Origin of the sequence: Nonomuraea mangrovi, assembly GCF_042681425.1 — a bacterium.
GTDB classification, from domain to species: Bacteria; Actinomycetota; Actinomycetes; order Streptosporangiales; family Streptosporangiaceae; genus Nonomuraea; species Nonomuraea mangrovi.
The window spans coordinates 169,881-187,195 of record NZ_JBHUFV010000080.1 but is presented as its reverse complement, the minus strand read 5'-3'; the positions used below and the strand labels follow the sequence as shown (position 1 = coordinate 187,195).

Below are 17,315 nucleotides of genomic sequence, written 5' to 3'. Positions count from 1 at the left end.
AGTGACAGGCAGGCGACGGAGCCCGGGGCCTCAGACGGACGGCGACGCCTCCCGCGGAACGACCGGTAACGCGACCACGGCGGCGAGTCCGTGTCCGGACCCGTCGGGACGCGGCAGGCCGTCCTCCAGCCGCAGCTCGCCCCCGGCCGCCCCGACCAGGTCGGCGCAGATCGCCAGTCCCAGGCCGGTTCCGGGCACGTTCTGGTGCCGCGGCGACCGCCAGAACCGCCGGAGCGCCTGGGCCCGCTCGGACGCGTCGATCCCCTGACCGTCGTCACGGACAGCGATCGTGACCACCCCTCCGGCCACGGAGGCCTCGCCGGGTTCACAGCCGGAGGCCGCAGGGGCGTCGCCGGGTCCACAGCCGGAGGCCGCAGAAGCGTCGCCGGGTCCAAAAACGGAGGCCGCAGAGGCGTCGCCAAGTCCACAACCGGAGACCCCAGAGGCCTCGCCGGGTCCACAACCGGAGGCCGCGGAGGCGTCGCCGGGTCCGGCACTCGCTCCACCGGGGACGGCACGGGCGGTCACCTCCACCACCTGGGCGTCCGACAGCCGTAACGCGTTGCTGATCAGCTCGTCCAGGATGCTGCCCAGTCCCCCCGACGGCTCCAGCAGCCGCAGCCCCGGCGGTACGTCGACCGCCAGTGTCTGCCCGGCCGTCGCCGTCAACGCCCGCCACCGGTCCACCCGGGTCGCCAGCACCGCGTCGAGATCCACCGGCGACGTCGTCCTGATGTTCTCCATCCGCGCACTGGCCTGCAGCGAGTTCAGCATCCGCTGCATCGCCTTCAGCTCGTCGACGGCGACGTCGTACATTTGCCGCCCGTCGCCGGCCGCGCGCAGATGCGGGCCCAGGCTCTCCACCGCGAGCCGGAGGCTGGTCAGCGGATTGCGCAACTGATGCGAGGCGTCGGACACGAACGCCCGCTGCCGCTGTACGGCGTTCTCGACCGCGTCCATCATGGTGTTGAACGACTCCGCCAGTCGCCGCAGCTCGACAGGGCCGGCCTCGGCGTCCGCCCGGGTGGTGAGGTCGCCCTGGGAGATCCGCGCGCTCGCCGCGTCCAGCTCCCGCACCGGCCGCAGCACCCACGCCGACACCGGCCAGGCGACGGCCACCAGCGCGATCAACGGCAGCAGCCCGAGCCCGGCGAGCCGGGCCCATCGCACGAGGATGCGATGGCGTGTCTTCGACAGGTCGGAGATCGTCACGACGGCGCCGACGACCTCGCTGTCCCGGCCCACCGGTTCCGCGACCACGAGTGCGGAGTCGTCCCACGGCGCCCATTCCCCGGACGGTTCTGACCTCGCCCCGGCCAGCGCCGCGGTCACGATCCGGGGCAACGCCGGCTCGGCCCGCGCCGCCTCCTGGTACGCACCTGCCGGTCCGAGCAGCACCGCGCCCGACGTGTCGATCACCGCGACCGGGATGCCGTACAGCTCGCGGTAGCGCGCCAGCTCCTGGTGGAGCGCCTCGGTCCGCCCGGTCGACAGCGCGGTCTCGGCCAGCGACGCGAACCGGCCGACGTCGTTGAGCCGGTCGACGTAGGTCTCCTGCATCTCCCGCTCGGCCACGGTGACGCCGAGCGGGAGACCGAGGGCCGCGACGAGCAGCACCGCGAGGGGCACCAGGACGACGAGCAGGCGATGGCGCACGGCGCGTCAGCCGATCAGCTCCGGCCGGTCGGCCAGGAGCCGATAGCCGACCCCGTGGATCGTGCGGATGAGCACGGCCGGCCCGAGCTTGTGCCGCAGTGCCGCGATGTGGGTGTCCAGGGTGCGACTCGAGGACTCCCAGGTCGCGCCCCAGATCTGGTCGAGGATGACGTCGCGGCTCACCACGTTCGGCGCCCGCCGGGCCAGCAGCAGGAGCAGCTCGAACTCCTTGCGGGTCAGCGTCACGGGCGTGCCGTCGACGGCGACTTCACGGGTGCCGACGCCGATCCGCATCGGGCCGAGGAGGAGCGGCTCGTCCGGGTGACTCAGGGCACGAGCCACCCGGGTACGCCGCAGGACGGCGTCGATCCGGGCGAGCAACTCCGGGACGCCGAACGGCTTCACGATGTAGTCGTCGGCGCCGGCGCGCAGGCCACGGACCCGCTCGTGCTCCTCCGAGCGTGCTGTCACGGCGATGACGGCGGTCTCCGGGCGGTCACGCAGCTTGCGGATCACGTCGAGTCCGTCGCCGTCGGGCAGACCCAGGTCGACGAGGACCACATCGGACGGGGCGGCACGCACGGCCTCCGCGGCGGTGGCGACGCGGTGGACCTCGAAGCCCGCCTGGGCCAGGACGGTCACCAGACCCCGCGCCACGCGGTCGTCATCCTCGATGATGGTGATCCGCATACCGGCGGATTGTACGGCCCGGATCGACGCCCGCGTCAGCCCTGCAGTTCTTGGGATTCTCCTGACATCCAGCGCATTCCTTGGGATTCCCCTGACACCATCCGCGTCCCTGCCAGCCGAGACTGAGGCCGAGCACTCACCGACACATGCGCATGCGCTGACGAGGAGGCCGCCATATGAGAACGATCAGCAGGTACCGGGCCGCCACACGGATGATCGCCGCGATCGGCGTCGTATCGCTCGTCGCCGCCTGCTCCGGCAACGGAGGCACCACCGGCGCGGGCGCCACCGGCGGAGGCGAGGCCGGAGGCTATCCGGACCAGAACATCACGTTCGTCGTACCGTTCAGCGCGGGCGGCCCGACGGACACCGTCACTCGCATGATCGCCGAGCCGATGGCCGCCAAGCTCGGCACCAAGATCGTCGTCCAGAACGTCGAGGGCGCGGGCGGAACGGTCGGCGCCGGCGAGGTCGCGCGGGCCCAGCCCGACGGCTACACCGTGCTCATGCACCACATCGGCATGTCGACGGCGCCCGCCCTGTACAAGAACCTGGGTTACAAGCCGCTCGAGAGCTTCGAGATGGTCGGGCTCGTCACCGAGGTGCCGATGACGATCGTCGCCCGCAAGGACTTCGCGCCCGCGACGCTCCAGGACCTCGTCACCTACGTGAAGGCGAACGCCGGCAAGGTCACGCTGGCCAACGCCGGCATCGGCGCCGCGTCCCACCTGTGCGGCCTGCTGTTCCAGACCGCCGCCGGTGTCAAGCTCCAGGAGGTTCCGTACGAAGGCACCGGCCCCGCGCTGACGGACCTCGTCGGCGGGCAGGTCGACTTCATGTGCGACCAGACGACCAACACCAGCGGCCAGATCTCCGCGGGCGAGGTGAAGGCGTATGCGGTCACCACGCCGGAGCGGGTGAAGAGCCTGCCCGACCTGCCCACCACGGCCGAGGCCGGGCTGCCCAAGCTCCAGGTCAGCGTGTGGCACGGTCTCTACGTCCCGGCCGGTACGCCGCAGGAGGTCGTCCAGAAGCTGTCCGAGGCGCTGAAGGTGGCGCTGGCCGACCAGAAGGTCGTCGACCAGATGGCCAAGCTCGGCACCGCGCCGGTCCCGGCCGAGAACGCGACCCCGCAGGCGCATCGGGCCAAGCTCCAGGAGCAGCTGGGCACCTGGGCGAAGGTCATCGCCGATGCCGGCGTCAAGGCCTCCTGAGGTGGAGCGCCGCCGGTCCTTCCCTGACGTCCTCGCCGGGGGGATCTTCGTCCTGATCGGTGGCGCGTTCGTGGTGGGGTCGCTCGGCTACGAGCTGGGCACCCCGCTGCGGATGGGCCCCGGCGCCTTCCCGCTGCTGGTCGGCGCGATCGTGGCCGCCCTGGGCCTGGCGATCGTCATCAAGGGGCTCATCGCGGGCGAGGTGGTCTCGTTCGGGCCGATCCCCTGGCGTGCGGTCGTCTTCATCGTGCTCGCGGTCCTGTTCTTCGGATTCACCGTCCGGGGCCTCGGATTCGTACCGACGTCGGCGGTGACCGCCCTGCTCACCACGCTGGCCGGCTCGCGCGTACGGCCGCTCACGGCCGTGGCCGTGGCCGCCGGGCTGACCGTGGCCAGCACTCTGATCTTCGTCGTCGGACTTCAGCTGCGGATCCCGCTATGGGGCCCGTGGCTGGGGTTCTGACGCGGCATCCGGATTGAGGCATGGAACTTCTCGACAACCTCGCGCTGGGCTTCTCGACCGCCCTCCTGGTTCAGAACGTCCTCTACTGCTTCGTGGGAGTGCTGCTCGGGACGGCGGTCGGCGTGCTGCCCGGCATCGGTCCGACGGCGACGGTGGCGATGCTGCTGCCGATCACGTTCAGCTTCGAGCCGGTGACGGCGCTGATCATGCTGGCCGGTATCTATTACGGCGCGCAGTACGGCGGCTCGACGACCGCCATCCTGATCAACTTGCCCGGTGAGTCTTCGGCGGCGGTCACCGCGCTCGACGGGCACGAGATGGCCCGGCACGGCCGGGCCGGCGCGGCGCTGGCGGCCGCCGCGATCGGATCCTTCATCGCGGGTACGGTGGCCACCGTCGTACTGGCCGTCGCGGCCCCGCCGCTGGCCCGCGTCGCGTTGAAGTTCGGCCCGGCCGAATACTTCTCGCTGGTACTGCTCGGCCTGATCGTGTCGATCACGCTGGCGCGTGGCTCGGCGCTCAAGGCACTGGCGATGATCGCGCTCGGCGTCCTGCTCGGCACGGTCGGCCAGGACATCTACACCGGCACGCCCCGGTTCGTGTTCGAACAGCGCGAGCTGTACGGCGGCATCGACTTCGTGTCGGTCGCCGTCGGCATGTTCGGGGTGGCCGAGATCCTGCGCAACCTGGAGAACGAGCAGACCCGCACCGCGATCGTCAGCAAGGTGAAGAACCTCTGGCCGACCCGCGAGGACCGGCGCCGGATGGTCGGCCCGATCCTGCGGGGTACCGGTCTCGGCGCCGCGCTCGGCGTCCTGCCCGGCGGTGGCCACGTGCTGGCCTCGTTCACCTCGTACGCCGTCGAGAAGCGGATCTCGAAGCGGCAGCAGGAGTTCGGGCGCGGCGCGATCGAGGGCGTGGCGGGCCCCGAGTCGGCCAACAACGCCGCCGCGCAGACGTCGTTCATCCCGCTGCTCACCCTGGGACTGCCCGCCCACCCGGTGATGGCACTGATGGTCGGCGCGTTCATCGTCCACGGCATCACCCCAGGCCCGAACGTGATCACCGACGAACCGGCGCTGTTCTGGGGCCTGATCGCGTCGATGTGGATCGGCAACGTGCTGCTCGTGCTGCTGAACCTGCCGCTGATCGGCGTCTGGGTGCGCATGCTGCGCATACCGTACCAGGTGCTGTTCCCAATGATCATCCTGTTCGCCGCGATCGGCACGTACTCCCTGGGGTTCAACGCGTACGACGTCTACGCGATCGTGTTCTTCGGGCTCCTGGGCTACATCCTGATCAAGTGCGGCTGCGAGCCGGCGCCGCTTCTGCTCGGCTTCGTCCTCGGGCCCCTGCTTGAGGAGAACCTGCGGCGGGCGCTCATCATCTCCCGCGGCGACCCGTCGGTCTTCCTGACCCGCCCGATCTCCGCGGTGCTCCTGGCGCTGGCGGTGGCGGCGCTCGTCGTCGCCGTCCTCCCGACGATCCGCAAGCGCCGCGAGGTCGTGTTCGCGGAGGAGGAGTAGGAAGGTCGATCTCTCACGAATCCTGTCGGCCGTGACGCGTATCGTCCCCACCGTGCCTGATGTGATCGCTCGTCCCACCGCCCGCGTCCTGCTCGTCGACGACCACCATCGGATCCTGCTGTTCCACGGGCAGGGTCCGACCAGGAATCCCGATGTCGCCTGGTTCACCCCAGGCGGCGGAGTCCAGGCAGGCGAGGACCTCGCGGTGGCCGCGGCCCGCGAGTTGCGCGAAGAGACCGGCCTCGAGGTCAGCCCTGAGTCTCTCGGCCAGGTGGTGGCGACCAGTGAAGGCCATTGGGTCGCCGATGACGACACCATCTACTACGCCACTGACAGCTACTTCTTCCTGCGCGTCCCCGAGCTGACCGTCAACGTCGAGGAGATGGAGGAGCTCGAACGCTCGCTGCTCAACGCGTACCGCTGGTGGAGCCTGGACGAGCTCAAGGCGAGCACCGGCAGGCTCGTCCCGATGAACCTGCCGGCCCTGCTCGAACCACTGCTCAGGGGTGAGCTTCCGGACGAGCCGATCGTCATCGCCTGGCACCGTCCCGCGCCGGTCGTCCGGGTCGCCGCCCGTGTCATCCTCGCCGACGCCAAGGACCGTGTCCTGCTCTATCGGGCCCCGCGCGCCGCCAGGAACGGCGGCCACGCCTGGTTCACCCCCGGCGGCGGCCTCCACCCCGGCGAGGCGCCCGCCGCCGCGGCCGCCCGTGAACTGCGTGAAGAGATCGGCTACCGGGTCGGCCCCGACGCGCTCGGCCCGGCCGTGGCGCTCAATGCCGGGTTGTGGGTCCGCGACGACGGTGTCCTCATGCGCTCCGAGCACCACTTCTTCTTCCACCGCGTCCCCGACCTGGAGATCAACACCTCCGGTATGGAGGACTACGAGCGTTCCCAGCTCGACGCCTTCCGCTGGTGGGGCCTGGACGAGTTGCGCGACACGACCGAGCAGATCCTCCCCTTCCACCTGCCCGACCTGACGGAGCGCCTGCTCAACGCAGACATCCCGACCGAGCCGGTCTTCATGTCCTGGGATTGGCCTGACTGATCCGCTCCCCCGGACCGGCCGACACGACGCTGACCGGAATCTCCAGGAACGGCCTGCGCCAACCCGGTGATCTCCGCCTGGTCAGCGTCAGCCGTACGAGAAACCGAGATACCGCAGCTCCGCGTTCGATCCAGTCCACGACCCGCCCGGCCGCACCGGCCGGAGCCGCAGGTGAGGCCCGACAGAGGTCTGGACCAAATTGTCCGACTTCCGGGCGTGCCTTTATGGAGTTTCGGGCAGCGTCCTCAGTATGAATGGTGGAAAACGGACAAAGGCCATCATCAGCGCCGTCTTCGCCTGCTCGGCCCTGCTCGCGGCCGCGGCCTGCGGGAGCGCCGACACCCAGTCCAGCGCCGTCAAGGCGGCGCCCGCCGGACTCATGTCACCGTCCGGGATGCCGGCCGACCCCAGCCAGGAACCCGGCGGCATGGCGGACCTCGGGAAGGTCGGCGCCGCGGCCATGGCCGCCGTCGAGGGCTCCACGATCCTCTCGGTCCAGGCGGAGAACGACGGCCAGCTCTGGGAGGTCCAGCTGGCCGGACCCGACGGGACAGAGCGTGTACTGGAAGTGGACTCCTCAGGAAAGGTCGTCTCGGAACCCCGCGTCAAGGTCACCGGCGAAGGGGAAAAGGAAAGGGTCATGGGCATCATCAAGGATGCCAAGGTCACCTTCCAGGACGCGGTGGAGAAGGTGTCCTCCGCGATGCCGGAAGGCAAGATCGCCCATCTGAGCCTGGACAGGTACAGCGACGACACGCTCGTCTGGGACGGCGACATCGTCTCCCCTGACGGCGCCTGGCAGGGGGTCAAGGTCGACGCCAAGACCGGCACCGTGACCAAGGAAGGCTAGAGAGTCCAAGCCCGCGTTCGCCTCATTTGGGGTCCGTGAGAAGCGCGCTGATCGCGTGCAGGGCAGGAACAGGCTCGATCCGCTTGGCGCCAAGGGCCGACCGTTGGCGATGTCGGCCGGTGGGCGGTGACCTTCCGCATCCGGGATGAGCCGGCCGGGGCCGGGGTGGTGGTGAACGCGAAGCGGTTTGTACACCCAATTTTCGCGATCTTGACACGTTTGTCACGCCAATGCATAACATGTATGTAGAGGCGATCGACCCCCATCGCAGTGGAGGCACCCCCATGCCGCCAGACCCGCCAGGACCGTCGAAGCCGTGGTACGCGTGGGCGGACGGCCCCGAGCCGGCTCGTGAGTGGCCGGCTCCGAAGGTGGATGTCGACGTCGACCGCACCCGGTTGAAGACGATCGGCGCCGCGATGCAGGCGGACGTGGGTGCCGAACCGGGGCCGGATCTGGAGTTCGGCGTCGACGAGTTCGGCGGGCTTCCCGCTCGTTTCCGCTGGCTCCTGCTGGACGATTTCGCGGAATGGTCCTGGTGGAGCTCGATGCAGGCGGTCCGGTCCGCTCTCGTCAGGATCGACGAGGCGCTCAAGCAGGGCGCGACGGCCGTTCACCACAGCTACGGCGATCTCGGCGGCCTGCTGTTCGCCACCGGCGTGAACTACGACAGGGCCTTGGAGCTCCTCGAAGGCAATCTCGTGCTCTTGGACAGGTCGGTCAACGGCATGGGGGTCCGGCACGAAACCGTCCTCACCAGGGAGCCGTGGAAGGACGAGGACGTGTCCCAGTACGACGCGTCGTACGTCAAGCAGTTCCTCGACTCCGTCGATCCGCGGAAGCTGGCCGCCCAGGGGACGCTCTGCTCGGATCTGGCGATGTGGTTCTCCGAGCTCCAGTGGAGCGTCGAGGGACGGGCCCGCGAGCTGGCGGGCGCGTGGAAGGGACCGACGTCCGAGATCGCGCTCGAGGGTATGCGCAAGGTGCACGCGACCTGCGGAGCCCTGGCTTATGCGAGCGGGCGGACCGGGGAGACGATCAGCTGGCTCGCCGGGGTGCTGCAGCAGTACCAGACGGGTTTCGAGAGCATCGTCGAGCTCGGCGACTGGGAGCTCGACGACGATCTGGCCGCGCTGGTGCTGCCCACCGGAGGCAGCGCGCACGACCGGGCCCGCGACCTGCTGCGGGAGCTGAACGTCCAGCTGGCCATCGCTCACGGCATGCTCCCCGGGGAGGTCGAGACGCTGCTTCCCGGCATCGTCGACGGGTCGGGGTCGTTGAGCTGGCACAGGGAGGACGGTCTCAAGGACGACAGCTCGTACTGGGGGTTCCTGGAGCTCGACTTCCAGCATCAGCGCGAGGACGCGGCGCGCGACCGCGAGAGCGGGGCGGCCGGCGGGCTGGGCTACTGGGTGCCGCCGGTCGGCATGGCCATGGGGAGCCCGCCCGCGTCCGGCGGGGGATCACGGGCGGCGGCGCCCCCTCGCGGGGGGAGCCGCGGGATGGGCTCACTTGTGGGCGAGGCGGCGTACGGGAATCACGAGCGCCAGGATCGAGGCCAGGTCGAACCGCGCGTACGCCCGCAGCCCCCACGAGATCAGCGTGAACGCGGCGAAGGCGACCGGCGCGGCTACCGCCATGAGTTCGTCGCCGAGCGCCAGGTGGGAGGCGGCCGACCCGGTGCAGACGAAGAGGAGCCCGGCGTACGCCCACTCCTTCAGCCTGGGAAGGCCGGGGACGAGCAGCGCGAGCACCCCGAGCGCCTTCCGGACGCCCAGGATGCTGAGCAGGTAGGCGGGGTAGCCGAGGTGGACGAAGGTGTCGAGGACGTAGGGGGTTCGCAGGAGGTCCCACCCGGCCCCGACCGCGGACTCGACGATGACGGGGAGCGTGGCGAGTCAGTAGACGCCGGTGCGGATCAGGGCGGAGGCTCGGCGGGTGGCGGTGATGCTCATGGGGTTCATCTCCTTCTCGATCGTCACCTGGATGACGACGCGCGACAGGAGAGTGTGACCGACCGGACCCGCGGCGTGGGGGATGGCGGCCACTGAGCGAGTGGTTCCGGCCGCCTAGGGGCTACCGGGAGCGGATGCCGTCCCTGGTGCGGTGCTTTCCCGGGGTGCTGGAGGGGCTGGCGGAGCTGCGGGCCGACGGGTGGCGGGTGGGTGTCGTCACCAACGGGGCGGCCGACAACCAGGTGGGCAAGCTGGAGCGGACAGGGCTGATGGACGCGCTGGACGGTTACGCGGTTTCGGGGGCGGAGGGCATCCGCAAGCCGGAGGCGGGGCTGTTCGAGATCGCGGCGCGCAGGTGCGGGGTGAGCATGGCCGGGGGCGGGTGGATGGTCGGCGACAACCTGGTGGCCGATGTGGGTGGAGGGCGGGCCGCGGGCCTGCGGACGGTGTGGGTCGGCGGGCCGTCCGGCCGCGGGTGCGAGGCGGATCACGTCGCGACGGACGCGGTCGCGGCCATGGCGACCATCCGCCGCGGGTGACGGACGCGGCAGGGGCCCACCGCTCCAGGAGAGCGGCGGGCCCGAAGCCGCGCGGTGCACAAAAGCCCGGGGTGGCCGGGAGTCAAGGGATCGGCGGGAAGTCAGGGGTCTGCGGGGAGTCAAGAGGTGTGGGCGGGAGTCAACCGGTGGGCGGGGAGTCAGGGTCCGGCGAGGAGTCAGGGGTGGGCGGTGAACCGGCCGAAGGCGCCCTGGTGGTACAGGAGCGGGCGGCCGGGATGGTGGACGTCCACCTCGGCTACCAGGCCCACGACCAGGATGTGGTCGCCCACGTCCACCCTCTCGTACGGCAGGCAGATCAGGTGCGCGGAGACGTCCGAGAGCAGCGGCGCCCCCAGCTCCCCCGCCCGCCAACTGGTCGGCTCGGCGAACCTGTCGATGCCCTTGCGGGCGAACCGCGTGGCCAGTTCCGACTGCTCGCTGGTCAGCACGTTGACCGCGAAGTGGTCGGCCGTGGCCAGCCACGGCCAGGTCGTCGAGGCCCTGTCCACGTAGAAGGACACGAGGGGCGGCTCGAGGCTCACCGACGTGAACGACGTGGCCGTCAGCCCGACGGGCACTCCCCCGTTCTGCGCGGTGATCACCACGACGCCCGCGGCGTGGACGGCCAGCGCCTGCCTGAACCGGTCGGCGTTCACCGCGCGGTCGGGCATGGTGTCGGTCATGAGGCCACCACCACGTCGAGCTCCCGGTCGGGTTCGGCCGCGTATCGTGACGAGGGCCGGGTCAGCCCGTAGTTCTCCCTCAGCGTGCCGCCTTCGTACTCGGTCCTGAACAACCCTCTGGCCTGGAGTTCGGGCACGACGTGGTCGACGAAGTCCTCGAGCCCTCGGGGCAGGATCGGCGGCATGATGTTGAAGCCGTCCGCCGCGCCGTAGTCGAACCATTCCTGCAGTTCGTCGGCGATCTGCTCGGGCGTGCCCGCCACCACCCTGTGGCCGCGCCCGCCGGCCAGGCGGGACAGCAGCTGCCGTACGGTGAGCCGCTCGCGCCTGGCCAGCTCGACGACGAGCTTGCGCCTGCTCTGGGCTCCCTCGGTCTCGACGCCGACGTCGGGGAGGGGCTTGTCGAGGGCGTCCTCCTTCAGGTCGACGCCGATGAGGGTGGCCAGCTGGCTGAGCCCGTAGGCGGGGATGATCAGGTCTTCGAGCTCCTTCTCCAGGCGGTGTGCCTCCTCCTCGGTGGAGCCGATGATCGGGGAGATGCCGGGCAGGACGAGCAGTTCCTCCTGGCGCCTGCCGTAGGCGCGCAGGCGGTTCCTGAGGTCGATGGAGAACTCGCGCGCCTCCCCCAGCGTCTGCTGGGCGGTGAAGACGGCCTCGGCGTGGCGGGCGGCGAAGTCCTTGCCGTCCTCGGACGAGCCGGCCTGGACCAGCAGCGGCCTGCCCTGCGGGGTGCGGGAGGTGTTGAGCGGGCCGCGGACGCTGAAGTGCGCTCCCTCGTGCTCGATCGGGTGGATCTTTCCGAGGTCGGCGTAGGTGCCGCCGGCGCGGTCGGAGAGGACGGCGTCGTCCTCCCAGCTGTCCCAGAGCTTGCCGACGACGTCGAGGAACTCGGTGGCCCTGGCGTAGCGCTCGGCGTGCGGCGGTCGTTCGATGCCGAAGTTGTGCGCCTCGGCCTCGCCGGCGGAGGTGACGATGTTCCAGCCCGCCCTGCCGCGGCTGATGTGGTCGAGCGAGGCGAACTTGCGCGCCACGTGGAAGGGCTCGTTGTACGTCGTGGACACGGTGGCGATCAGGCCGACGTGCTCGGTGACGACGGCGAGCGCCGACAGCAGCGTCAGCGGTTCGAGCCCGCCGAGCGCGTTGTGCCTGACGTTGCCCCACAGGGCGAGGCCGTCGGCGAGGAACACCGAGTCGAGCTTGCCGCGTTCGGCGATCCTGGCGAGGTTCTGGTAGTGGCGGACGTCGGTGAGCCTGGCCGGCTCCGCGCTCGGGTGGCGCCATGCCGCCTCGTGGTGGCCGACACCCATGAGGAAGGCGTTGAGGTGCAGGTGTCTGGTCATGTGGTCCTCCAGGTCGAGAAGCGGCGCTCCACGCTGACCAGGAGCTGGTTGAACAGCAGGCCGATGGCGGAGATCGTGATGATGCCGGCGTACATGTCGTGGATGCGGAAGCTGGACTGCGATGCCTGGATGAGGTAGCCGAGGCCGGCCTTGGCCCCGACCATCTCGGCGAAGAGCAGGACGAGGATCGAGTACGCGCCGGCCAGCCGTACGCCGGTGAAGATGGTCGGGACGGCGGCGGGCAGGATCACCTTCTGGAACAGCCGGAACGGGCCGAGGCCCATCGACCGCGCCGACTTGATCAGCAGGGGTTCGACGGTCTTCACGCCGCTGATCGTGTTGAGCAGGATGGGCCACGAGCAGGCGTAGAGGACGAATGTGATCTTGGTGGTCTCGCCGATGCCGAGGATCAGCGTGAACACCGGCAGCAGCGCGACGGCCGAGGTGTTGCGGAACAGCTCCAGCACGGGGCTGAGGAAGGCGGCCACGGGCCGGTACCAGCCGATCGCCAGGCCCAGCGGGATGGCCAGCGCGATGGCCAGGGCGAATCCGGCGAACGAGCGCAGCAGCGAGGCGCCGAGGTGCTCGCCGAGCTGCCCCGTGACCAGCAGGTCGTATCCGGCGGCCAGGTTCTCCGACAGCGGCGGGACGAACACCCTGTCGACGACGCCCGCTCGGGGCAGCGCCTCCCAGAGGGCGAGCAGCAGGACGATCGCGGCCGACCGTTCGACCGCCGTGGTCAGCGGCCTGGGCAGGAGCGGACGGCGGGCGCGCGGGGGCGGCGGGGGTTCCTCACCCTCGACGTCGTCGTCGGGCAGGTCGTACCAGTGCGTGTCGCCGGGGAACGGATCCTGCGGCTCGGCGGTCCCCGCCTCCACACCTGGGGCGGCCGGTGGCGCCTTCGCGTCCGAGGCGGCCGGCGCGACCCTCGTCCCCGGACGGGTCGCCGGCGCCTTCGTGTCCGGCGCGGCAGAGGCCGCCCTCGTCTCCGGGCGGGACGGCGGCGCCTTCGTCTCCAGCTCAGCCAACGGAGCTCGCCTCCTCGCGGCGGGCGGCGGCGACCTCGTCGCGCAGCAGGGTCCAGATGTGGTGGCGGTACTCGCCGAAGCGCGCCTCGGCTCGCAGGTCGCCTTCGCGGGAGCCGAACTCGATGGCGAGCGTCTCCTTGATGCGCCCGGGGCGTGAGGTCATGACCGCGACCCGCTGGCCGAGGTAGACGGCCTCGTCGATCCCGTGCGTGATGAACACGATCGTCTTGCCGGTCTTCTCCCAGATGTGCAGCAACTCCTCCTGGAGCGACTCGCGGGTCTGCGCGTCCAGGGCGGCGAACGGCTCGTCCATCAGCAGCACGTCGGGGTCGAAGGCCAGGCTGCGGGCGATGGCCACGCGCTGGCGCATGCCGCCGGACAGCTCGTGCGGGTAGCGGTCCTCGAACCCGGCGAGCCCGACCAGGTCCAGGTAGTGCCTGGCCCGCTCGGCGCGTTCCTTCTTCGGCACGGCCTTGGCCTCCAGGCCGAACTCGACGTTGCCGGTGGCGGTCCGCCAGGGGAAGAGCGCGTACTGCTGGAAGACGATCCCCCTGTCGAGCCCCGGGCCCGTGATGGGCACGCCGTCGATGAGGATCCGCCCGGAGGTCGGCCGGGTCAGGCCGGCGATCAGGTCGAGCAGCGTGGACTTGCCGCAGCCGCTCGGCCCCACCAGCGTGAGGAACTCGCCGGCGCGGATGTCGAGGTCGATGCCCTCCAGCGCGGTGAACGGCCGGTCGGAGTCCCTGACGTCGAACACCTTGCCCACGTTCTGGATGGCGATCTTCATGAGGCGCTCCCGTTGGCGTAGGGGTTGTAGGCGTTGGTGTAGAGGTCGGACACCTTGACCTGGCCGGGCCGCAACTCGCCCTCGCGCTCCAGCCAGTCGATCCAGGTCTGGAACTCCTTGTCGGCGATCACGCCGCCCTTGCCCGCGATCCCCGAGCTCTTCCAGAACGTCACGGCCGTGGCGTCCTCGCTGCGCCCGCGCTTGGCGATGATCTTCTTGAAGGTGGCGACGACCTCCTGCCGGGGATGGGTCTGCGTCCAGTGCACGGCCTTGGCGAACGCCTCGACGAAGGTCCTGGTCGTGCGGGGGTTGCCGGCGACGAAGTCGTCACGCAGGACGACGGAGCCCGCGGTGAACGGCCCGAACAGGCCGACGTCGGTGAACAGCGGGCGCAGCCCTCCACGCTGCAGCGCCTTGTCCTTGAGGATCCCGCCGAGCGTCCCCACGTCGAGCTGGCCCTGGCGGATGGCCTGCTCGGTGTTGACGGGCGGGATGACGACGAGCTCGACCTGCTTGATCTCCTCGGGGGTCAGTCCCTCGCGCTTGAGGTACTCCTTGATGACCGCCTCGTGGTGCGCGCCGAGGGTGTTGACTCCGATCTTCTTGCCGATCAGATCGCGGGCGGTCCTGATCGGACTGTCGTCGGCCACGTAGTAGCCGCTGAAGCTCTGCTCGTCGGAGCCGTAGTAGCCGACGACGGCCTTGATCGGCGCCTTGGCCGCCTTGAGCTTGATGATCGCGCCGTTGAAGGCGCCGCCGATGTCGGTCTGGCCCGTGGCGACCGACTGGATGTCCTGGGGGCCGCTGGTGGTGTTGCCGACCCACTTGAGCTTGATGTCGCCGAGGTAGCCGAGCTCCTCCGCGAGCTCGGGGAAGGTGACGGCGCCCGCGCTTCCCTGGTAGCGCAGCTCGGTGGTCTCGGCGCCGTCCTTGGTGGCCGCGCCTTGGGCCGACGCGCAGCCGGCCAGCAGGGCCAGCAGGGCGTACGGCAGGGCATGTCTGATCTTGGTCAAGGGAGTGTCCTCACGAGAGCACGGCGTCACGCCAGCGGGCGGGCACGCCGGATGAGAGTTCGTCGGTGGATCGCGCGGGCGCCTTCGGCCACGCGGGAGGGAACGGCGAGTGATCGGCTCTGTGATCAGCGACACTGCGCGCTGGCGACGTGGCCGTAGTCCACGTGCGGGCGTCTGGTCAGGTAGTGGCCCTGCCTCATGTCTGGGAACCTACGCGCTCGAGCGCCCTAAGTAAATATTTCCTACTGGTTTTACATGAATAATTACCCATTGACCTTGTAGGGATTTGGGGGATGCTGGACTCATGGCACTCTGGACCCCCGATCCCACCTTCTATCCCTCGCCCCGAGACGCCGCCGCCGCACCGGCCGAACGGCTCGCCTACGTCGCAGCCTTCGACCGCCGCGCGCAACGGCCCGACTCCGGGGGCCTGGGGATGGCCGCGCTGCACACGCCGGCGATGTTCGCCGTCGCGGGGGCGGTCGCGCTGGTCGTCTTCGAGGTCGTGGGCCTGACCGTGCTGCGCAGAGCGTGGTTCGACGTCGACAGGATGTGGGCCGTCGCGCTGGTGGGCGCGGGCGTGCTCACCCTCGCGCAGGCATAGGGGGTCGGTCATGAGCCTGCCGGACTTCCTCGTCATCGGCGCCCCGAAGACCGGGACGACCGCGCTGCACACCGCGCTGCAACGCCATCCCGACCTCTACCTGTCCGCGGTGAAGGAGCCCAAGCACTTCCTGACCGACGGCCCGCCTCCGGCGAGGGGCGGCCCCGGCGACGCGGAGACCTACCGCGAGCACGTCTGGCGACGCGAAGACTACGAGGCCCTGTTCGCCGCGGCGCCGCCTGGCACGCTGCGCGGCGAGTCGACGCCCTTCTACCTCTACGACCTGGACGCCCAGCGGCGCATCCGCGCCGCCGTCCCGCACGCCAGGCTCATCGTGATCCTGCGCGATCCCGTCGAGCGCGCCCACTCCAACTGGACGCACCTGTGGTCGGCGGGCCTCGAACCCGTCGGCGACGTGGTGCGCGCCTGCGCGCAGGAGCGGCGGCGGATCGCCGCGGGCTGGGCGCACTTCTGGCACTACGTCGGCCTCGGCAGGTACGGCGAGCAGCTGTCGCACCTGTTCACGCTCTTCCCGCGCGAGCAGGTGCTGACCTTCCGCTACCGGGATCTCGTCGACAGGCCCGCGCAGACCCTCGACCTGATCTGCGGCTTCCTCGGGGTCCGCGCCGGCCTGCTCACAGAGGTGCCCAGGGAGAACGTGACCGCCCATCCGCAGGCGAGCCCCCGGCACACGCTGCTGTCGGCCTTCAGGAGGCGGCTGCCGGGGACGCTGGCCGAGCCGCTGGAGAACAGGCTCCAGCAGCGCGGCAAGTCGCGCCGCCCGCTCACGTGGGAGCAGCGGCGCGAGCTCATCCCCTACTTCGCCGACGACGTCGCCCTGCTCCAGCGGGTGACGGGCGACGACTTCGGCGACTGGCTCAGGCCGCGCGAACGCTCGGGCGGCCTGGTCGGCACCCGCCCCGACGGGCAGCGGCAGGCGAGGAACGGGAGGTCGACCTGATCAGCGCAGTTCGGTGAGCAGCTCGTGGGAGCCGTCCGGCCTGGTGAACTCGTAGTACATCCGGGTGCGCCCGTCGGGCAGGTCCACCAGGTCGAGGTAGCGCAGGCCGCCGCCGGCGTGCGGAGAGGCGGCGACCGGCATGGTCCCCATGGGCGTCAGCGCGGCGGGGTCGGTCCCCTCGGCGATGCCCGTGCGCTCCTCGTAGTTCTCCGCCGCGCTCGCGCGCCCGTCGTAGAAGGCCCGCACGCCGCCGCCGGTGAAGCGGACGGCGCTGACCCTGACGCCGCGGCCGTCCCACGCGCCGTGGCGGCCGCTGAGCGCGGTGCCGTGCCACGTCCATGCCAGGCCGTCGGGGCTGGTGGCGTAGTCGGTGACCATCCTGTCCTCCTCGCCGGGGTCGGCGAGCGGGTGGCACGAGGCCCACAGGTGCCAGGTCCCGCCGTGCCGTACGATCACCGGGTCCTTCACCCCCGTCTTGGGGTCGCCGGGCAGGACGGTCATGCGGGAGCGCGGGTCGAAGTCCGCCGGGTCGGCGGCCTCGAGCACCTCCACCCGCCAGTGCTTGGTGCCGGGAGTGGCGCAGCTCAGGTACAGCCGCCAGCCGCCCCCTGGCAGGCGGACCAGGGCGGGGCGTTCCAGCGACTCCGCGTCCATCTGCTCGCTGCTGATCGTGGTGAGCGTCTCGAAGCGCTCGCCGTCCGCGGAACGGGCGACGACGACCGCGTAGCCGCGGCCCTCACCCAGCGGACGCCTGAGCCGGTAGGCGAGATAGATCAGCCCGTCGTCGGCGGCGGCGCTGGGCGCGCCGGCCCAGTGTCCCTCCCCTGCGACCGGGGGCGTCGCCGCGACCGCCGCGCGGCCGGGGGCGGGAACCAGCGCCTCGATGTGGCGGGCGTCCTGATTGATCGACATGTGCTCGACGGTAGGCCTCGATACGGGGCTCGGCATGGCCTTTCAC

Annotated in this window: 17 protein-coding genes; 9 read left to right on the top strand and 8 right to left on the bottom strand. The window is 70.6% G+C overall.

All coding sequences use genetic code 11. The features are described from left to right. Window positions 1-30: 30 nt before the first annotated feature. Window positions 31-1,656 (bottom strand): sensor histidine kinase, encoded by a 1,626-nt coding sequence (locus ACFSKW_RS48300; protein ID WP_379581426.1) that lies wholly within the window; start codon window positions 1,654-1,656, stop codon window positions 31-33. 6 nt (window positions 1,657-1,662) lie between these two features. Next, window positions 1,663-2,346 (bottom strand): response regulator transcription factor, encoded by a 684-nt coding sequence (locus ACFSKW_RS48295; RefSeq protein WP_379581424.1) that lies wholly within the window; start codon window positions 2,344-2,346, stop codon window positions 1,663-1,665. Window positions 2,347-2,522: 176 nt separating this feature from the next. Between ACFSKW_RS48295 and ACFSKW_RS48290 the strand changes: the two genes are divergently transcribed. The 7 genes from ACFSKW_RS48290 to ACFSKW_RS48260 all read left to right on the top strand — a co-directional run bounded on the left by ACFSKW_RS48290 (window position 2,523) and on the right by ACFSKW_RS48260 (window position 9,941). Continuing rightward, entirely contained in the window at window positions 2,523-3,560 is a 1,038-nt protein-coding gene (locus ACFSKW_RS48290) for a tripartite tricarboxylate transporter substrate-binding protein (RefSeq protein WP_379581422.1), read from the top strand. Beyond that, a complete protein-coding gene (locus tag ACFSKW_RS48285) occupies window positions 3,538-4,023 on the top strand; it encodes a tripartite tricarboxylate transporter TctB family protein (RefSeq protein WP_379581420.1) in 486 nt (161 codons plus the stop codon). Before ACFSKW_RS48290 ends, ACFSKW_RS48285 begins: the two co-directional genes overlap by 23 nt. 20 nt (window positions 4,024-4,043) lie before the next feature. Next, window positions 4,044-5,549, top strand: coding sequence for a tripartite tricarboxylate transporter permease (locus tag ACFSKW_RS48280; RefSeq protein ID WP_379581418.1), 1,506 nt, complete (start codon window positions 4,044-4,046; stop codon window positions 5,547-5,549). A 52-nt stretch (window positions 5,550-5,601) separates the two neighbouring features. Further along, window positions 5,602-6,597, top strand: coding sequence for an NUDIX domain-containing protein (locus tag ACFSKW_RS48275; protein ID WP_379581416.1), 996 nt, complete (start codon window positions 5,602-5,604; stop codon window positions 6,595-6,597). 250 nt (window positions 6,598-6,847) lie between these two features. Continuing rightward, entirely contained in the window at window positions 6,848-7,447 is a 600-nt protein-coding gene (locus ACFSKW_RS48270) for a PepSY domain-containing protein (RefSeq protein ID WP_379581414.1), read from the top strand. 371 nt (window positions 7,448-7,818) lie between these two features. After that, window positions 7,819-9,498 carry a hypothetical protein gene (locus tag ACFSKW_RS55045; protein WP_435192418.1) on the top strand — a complete coding sequence of 560 codons (1,680 nt, stop codon included), beginning with the start codon at window positions 7,819-7,821 and terminating at the stop codon, window positions 9,496-9,498. A 38-nt stretch (window positions 9,499-9,536) separates the two neighbouring features. After that, window positions 9,537-9,941 (top strand): HAD family hydrolase, encoded by a 405-nt coding sequence (locus ACFSKW_RS48260; RefSeq protein ID WP_379581412.1) that lies wholly within the window; start codon window positions 9,537-9,539, stop codon window positions 9,939-9,941. Between the two features lie 176 nt (window positions 9,942-10,117). On the opposite strand, the gene ACFSKW_RS48255 is transcribed toward ACFSKW_RS48260, so the two are convergent. From ACFSKW_RS48255 to ACFSKW_RS48235, 5 genes are read right to left on the bottom strand one after another with little or no spacing between them, the layout of a single operon-like run. Beyond that, a complete protein-coding gene (locus ACFSKW_RS48255) occupies window positions 10,118-10,624 on the bottom strand; it encodes a flavin reductase family protein (protein WP_379581410.1) in 507 nt (168 codons plus the stop codon). Then, window positions 10,621-11,964 (bottom strand): LLM class flavin-dependent oxidoreductase, encoded by a 1,344-nt coding sequence (locus tag ACFSKW_RS48250; protein WP_379581408.1) that lies wholly within the window; start codon window positions 11,962-11,964, stop codon window positions 10,621-10,623. Before ACFSKW_RS48250 ends, ACFSKW_RS48255 begins: the two co-directional genes overlap by 4 nt. Continuing rightward, window positions 11,961-12,992 (bottom strand): ABC transporter permease, encoded by a 1,032-nt coding sequence (locus tag ACFSKW_RS48245; RefSeq protein ID WP_379581406.1) that lies wholly within the window; start codon window positions 12,990-12,992, stop codon window positions 11,961-11,963. Before ACFSKW_RS48245 ends, ACFSKW_RS48250 begins: the two co-directional genes overlap by 4 nt. Further along, window positions 12,985-13,779: an ABC transporter ATP-binding protein gene (locus ACFSKW_RS48240; RefSeq protein WP_379581404.1), complete on the bottom strand. Its 795-nt coding sequence runs from the start codon at window positions 13,777-13,779 to the stop codon at window positions 12,985-12,987. Before ACFSKW_RS48240 ends, ACFSKW_RS48245 begins: the two co-directional genes overlap by 8 nt. Next, complete coding sequence (locus ACFSKW_RS48235) at window positions 13,776-14,792, bottom strand: ABC transporter substrate-binding protein (RefSeq protein ID WP_379581402.1); 1,017 nt, start codon at window positions 14,790-14,792, stop codon at window positions 13,776-13,778. The genes ACFSKW_RS48240 and ACFSKW_RS48235 overlap by 4 nt, the downstream gene beginning before the upstream one ends. A gap of 304 nt (window positions 14,793-15,096) precedes the next feature. On the opposite strand from ACFSKW_RS48235, the gene ACFSKW_RS48230 reads away from it, so the two are divergent. Continuing rightward, complete coding sequence (locus ACFSKW_RS48230; protein ID WP_379581400.1) at window positions 15,097-15,396, top strand: hypothetical protein; 300 nt, start codon at window positions 15,097-15,099, stop codon at window positions 15,394-15,396. 10 nt (window positions 15,397-15,406) lie between these two features. Continuing rightward, window positions 15,407-16,357, top strand: a complete 951-nt coding sequence (locus tag ACFSKW_RS48225) for a sulfotransferase family protein (protein ID WP_379581398.1) — start codon at window positions 15,407-15,409, stop codon at window positions 16,355-16,357. Here ACFSKW_RS48225 and ACFSKW_RS48220 read toward each other — a convergent pair whose 3' ends face one another. Next, entirely contained in the window at window positions 16,358-17,269 is a 912-nt protein-coding gene (locus tag ACFSKW_RS48220) for a glycoside hydrolase family protein (RefSeq protein WP_379581396.1), read from the bottom strand. Window positions 17,270-17,315: the final 46 nt, after the last annotated feature.

Excerpts from the sequence above, each read along its gene's own strand:
- ACFSKW_RS48295 (WP_379581424.1), bottom strand. The coding sequence starts at position 2,346 with ATGCGGATCACCATCATCGAGGATGACGACCGCGTGGCGCGGGGTCTG.
- ACFSKW_RS48290 (WP_379581422.1), top strand. The coding sequence starts at position 2,523 with ATGAGAACGATCAGCAGGTACCGGGCCGCCACACGGATGATCGCCGCG.
- ACFSKW_RS48285 (WP_379581420.1), top strand. The coding sequence starts at position 3,538 with ATGCCGGCGTCAAGGCCTCCTGAGGTGGAGCGCCGCCGGTCCTTCCCT.
- ACFSKW_RS48280 (WP_379581418.1), top strand. The coding sequence starts at position 4,044 with ATGGAACTTCTCGACAACCTCGCGCTGGGCTTCTCGACCGCCCTCCTG.
- ACFSKW_RS48270 (WP_379581414.1), top strand. The coding sequence starts at position 6,848 with ATGAATGGTGGAAAACGGACAAAGGCCATCATCAGCGCCGTCTTCGCC.
- ACFSKW_RS48260 (WP_379581412.1), top strand. The coding sequence starts at position 9,537 with ATGCCGTCCCTGGTGCGGTGCTTTCCCGGGGTGCTGGAGGGGCTGGCG.
- ACFSKW_RS48255 (WP_379581410.1), bottom strand. The coding sequence starts at position 10,624 with ATGACCGACACCATGCCCGACCGCGCGGTGAACGCCGACCGGTTCAGG.
- ACFSKW_RS48250 (WP_379581408.1), bottom strand. The coding sequence starts at position 11,964 with ATGACCAGACACCTGCACCTCAACGCCTTCCTCATGGGTGTCGGCCAC.
- ACFSKW_RS48240 (WP_379581404.1), bottom strand. The coding sequence starts at position 13,779 with ATGAAGATCGCCATCCAGAACGTGGGCAAGGTGTTCGACGTCAGGGAC.
- ACFSKW_RS48230 (WP_379581400.1), top strand. The coding sequence starts at position 15,097 with ATGGCACTCTGGACCCCCGATCCCACCTTCTATCCCTCGCCCCGAGAC.
- ACFSKW_RS48225 (WP_379581398.1), top strand. The coding sequence starts at position 15,407 with ATGAGCCTGCCGGACTTCCTCGTCATCGGCGCCCCGAAGACCGGGACG.
- ACFSKW_RS48220 (WP_379581396.1), bottom strand. The coding sequence starts at position 17,269 with ATGTCGATCAATCAGGACGCCCGCCACATCGAGGCGCTGGTTCCCGCC.